This window comes from Planktothrix sp. FACHB-1355 (assembly GCF_014748295.1).
GTDB classification, from domain to species: Bacteria; Cyanobacteriota; Cyanobacteriia; order Cyanobacteriales; family Aerosakkonemataceae; genus Aerosakkonema; species Aerosakkonema funiforme_A.
The window spans coordinates 1-3,464 of the sequence record NZ_JACJUP010000764.1; the positions used below are offsets into that span (position 1 = coordinate 1).

General features: G+C 44.9%; 4 protein-coding genes. 3 read left to right on the top strand and 1 reads right to left on the bottom strand.

All coding sequences use genetic code 11. From position 1 onward, the window contains the following. The coding region (gene uvrB, locus H6S82_RS24490) for an excinuclease ABC subunit UvrB (protein ID WP_191056850.1) at positions 1–1,753 on the bottom strand (1,753 nt) is incomplete at its 3' end. Positions 1,754–2,099: 346 nt separating this feature from the next. Between uvrB and H6S82_RS24495 the strand changes: the two genes are divergently transcribed. The 3 genes from H6S82_RS24495 to H6S82_RS24505 all read left to right on the top strand — a co-directional run bounded on the left by H6S82_RS24495 (position 2,100) and on the right by H6S82_RS24505 (position 3,412). Further along, positions 2,100–2,288: a CsbD family protein gene (locus tag H6S82_RS24495; protein WP_190464141.1), complete on the top strand. Its 189-nt coding sequence runs from the start codon at positions 2,100–2,102 to the stop codon at positions 2,286–2,288. Positions 2,289–2,412: 124 nt separating this feature from the next. Continuing rightward, a complete protein-coding gene (locus tag H6S82_RS24500) occupies positions 2,413–2,844 on the top strand; it encodes a hypothetical protein (RefSeq protein WP_190464142.1) in 432 nt (143 codons plus the stop codon). Positions 2,845–2,887: 43 nt separating this feature from the next. Continuing rightward, the gene (locus tag H6S82_RS24505; protein WP_190464143.1) at positions 2,888–3,412 is read left to right on the top strand and encodes a hypothetical protein; all 525 of its coding nucleotides are present in this window, start codon (positions 2,888–2,890) and stop codon (positions 3,410–3,412) included. Positions 3,413–3,464 lie beyond the last annotated feature (52 nt).

Genomic DNA, 3,464 nt, shown 5'->3' on the forward strand with positions numbered 1-3,464 from the left:
GAGGTGTAATCCCGTGCATTCGGTTGTATGCTATTTGAATGTTGCGCCGACGTTCCGTTTCGTCAATTGCTTTAATCATGCTATCTGTCAGATTATCTGCATACAAAATAGCTTGACCTTGGACGTGACGCGCCGCACGACCGATCGTTTGAATTAAAGAACGTTCTGCACGCAAAAATCCTTCTTTGTCGGCATCCAAAATCGCCACCAAAGAAACCTCTGGCAAATCCAAACCTTCCCGCAACAAGTTAACTCCAATCAGCACATCAAAACTGCCCGATCGCAAATCTTGCAAAATCTCAATCCGCTCGATCGATTGAATCTCCGAATGTAAATATCTTACCCGAATACCTCGGTCTTGCAAATACTCCGTTAAATCCTCCGCCATCCGTTTGGTTAAAGTTGTAATCAGCACCCGTTCCTGTCGCTTTACCCTATCTTTAATCTCACCCAACAAATCATCAACTTGTCCCTCTGTCGGACGTACAAAAATTTCTGGGTCTACCACACCAGTCGGTCGAATCACTTGTTCCACAACTCGATCTGCCGATATTTCTATTTCCCAGTTACCCGGTGTGGCGGAAACGAATATGCACTGATTGACCTTCGTCCAGAATTCCTCTGCTTTCAAAGGACGATTATCTGCCGCACTGGGAAGGCGAAAACCATGCTCGATCAGCACTTTTTTGCGAGCTTGGTCGCCATTATACATCCCTCGGATTTGCGGAACGGTGACGTGAGATTCATCAATCACCAAAAGCCAATCTTTCGGGAAATAATCAATCAAACATTCTGGCGGTTCTCCCGCATGACGACCTGCCAAATGACGAGAATAATTTTCTACCCCATTGCAATAACCGACTTCCCGCAACATTTCCAAATCGTACCGCGTGCGCTGATCTAACCTTTGCGCTTCCAGCAGTTTACCATCTTTTTGTAATTCTGCCAACCGCTCTTTTAGTTCCTGCTGAATATCATTGCAAGCAGCTTCCAATTTTTCGTCTGGCGTGACAAAGTGACGCGCTGGATAAATATTTATCGCATCCAAACTCTGAATAATTTCTCCCGTTACAGGGTCAACGTAGCGGATAGCATCAATTTCATCTCCAAAGAATTCTACGCGCACAATTCTATCTTCATAAGCGGGGCCAATTTCCAACACATCGCCGCGTAACCGAAACTTTCCTCGACCAATTTCTGTATTGTTGCGGTTGTATTGGACAATAGCTAAATCGCGCAATATTTGCCGCTGATTGACTTCTTTTCCCACTTGCAAAGGAATCGCCGCTTTCAGATATTCCGAGGGAATACCCAATCCGTAAATGCAGCTGATAGAAGCAACTACAATGACATCGCGACGCTCGAACAGCGATCGAGTCGCCGAGTGTCGCAGCATATCAATTTCATCGTTAATTGCCGCTGTTTTTTCGATGTAAGTATCGGTGACTGGCAGATATGCTTCCGGTTGATAGTAATCGTAATAACTGACAAAGTATTCAACGGCATTATTGGGAAAAAACTCCCGCAACTCGTTACACAACTGCGCGGCTAAAGTTTTGTTGTGTGCCAAAACTAAAGTAGGTTTGCCCACTTTTTCAATTACCGCACCAACGGTAAATGTTTTTCCCGTTCCCGTTGCACCTAGCAGAGTTTGGCAGCGATGACCTGCTTGGATGTGTTCGACCAGGCGATCGATCGCTTGCGGTTGGTCGCCCGTCGGCTTAAACGGCGCTTGCAGACTAAATTGCCCCATAACCATTCTTCAAAGATACCTTAATTATGATAACGAAATCTAGAATTAGTCGTTTGATTGCCAACTTCAGGAAGATTTTTTTGTGATTCTAAAACCAACTGGTTTAAATCAAGTTTTACACTGCTTTTGAAAACAAAACCTACTTTTATATGATAACATTTATTCCCCGATTTTATCATCCAGTATGTCTTAGAGCATAGGCCGCTGGGCTCAAGCTACAAGCCCAACAATGTACCTTGTGGGAGAAGCTTAAAGGTAAAAATTGTTAATAAAGTGAATATGTATTGAACAGAACAGTTTACCTTTACAGTTGACTGTTGAAAATCGCATAAAAAGGAGAAACAAAATGAACTTAGAAGAAAGAGCCAAAGCAACCGCTAAAAACATTGAAGGCAAAGCTCAAGAAGCATTGGGAAACGTCACTGGCGATCCCGAAGATCGGGCTGAAGGAAAAATGAAACAAGCTGAATCGGAAGCGCGGCACACCAAAGAAGATATCAAAGACAAGGCCAAGGAAATAGTCGATCGCGCCTAAACCTTTGTCAGGTTAAGGTCTAGGTAACTCAACAGTTGTCTAGACCTTTTGAAATGATTTAACCGACGCACCAATAAAGAGATATTCGGTTAACCAACCATCTGTCGTGTTGCAGGAGATTGACGTGATTTTCATACAGCAAAGCCGCAAAATTTTGACAGCCTTAGTTCTAGTTTTAGTCTTGACAGTGACTACCGCCTGTGGCGGAGTTTCTCAAGCTACTCAAAGACCGCAACTGCCTGTCGCTAGTAGCCAAACTTATACTCAACTAGAACGCGGTAGTACCTCGGCAGGTCAGAAGTTTGGCGATTGGGTAGTTCAAACAGCGAAGGGAATCATCCAGGACGCTTACGTGCGGGATAACAACAAATTGGGTGTTGTAATTTCGCAGCAAGTAAAGCCAAATGAAGTGCAAAATTTAGCGCGATCGCTCCTGCAAGGTTTCCATAAAAACTTCCCCAATCAAGATGTGTCTGTTCTGATGTATGCGCCTGATAAAAAACTGATTTTGACGGCTCGATACGACGAGCAATCGAAACAGATTCAGTATCAATAAACTTGACAGCAAGTGCAATTTTTAGGAAACAGGAGATAAACAAATGCCTAGCAGCGAAGAATACAAACGGCAAATCATGAACGATTTGGCTAGCGGTAACGCCGAATCCATGAATGACGTGCCAGTTGACCCCTCCAGAGAATACGATAACTTTGATGATTTTGCACAGCGTTCTACCGTAGACGAACGTCGTCAAATGTTCGGTCGCAACCTGCATCCCGATCGCATTCCTCCCAGCGAAATGGAACCGGAACTCAAAAGTGCGATCGCCAAAATTCAGCCAAACGAACGCGATGACGTTGCGCGTGAATTCTTCAAGCGCTTGAAGGAACGCGGATTGAACGATCGCCAGCTAGAGCAGCAGTTGGGACTCTCTACCCACCACCCCAGCCGTATGAGCGCTGACGATGTGAGCAAACTGGCTTCCTACACCTATCACTCTCACCCAGACATCTTCCAAGACGTTCTGGCTGAAAAACCCGCCATTATGAAGTTTCTCAGCAATCCCCTCGTTGCAGCTGTTGTCGGTATCATGGCTGCCAAGTGGCTCAGCGGTCGTCGCTCCTAAAAATTATTATTCCCATTGCAAGTTTGTGACAAAGGGATCGATCTGGTACTCC

Excerpts from the sequence above, each read along its gene's own strand:
- H6S82_RS24495 (WP_190464141.1), top strand. The coding sequence starts at position 2,100 with ATGAACTTAGAAGAAAGAGCCAAAGCAACCGCTAAAAACATTGAAGGC.
- H6S82_RS24505 (WP_190464143.1), top strand. The coding sequence starts at position 2,888 with ATGCCTAGCAGCGAAGAATACAAACGGCAAATCATGAACGATTTGGCT.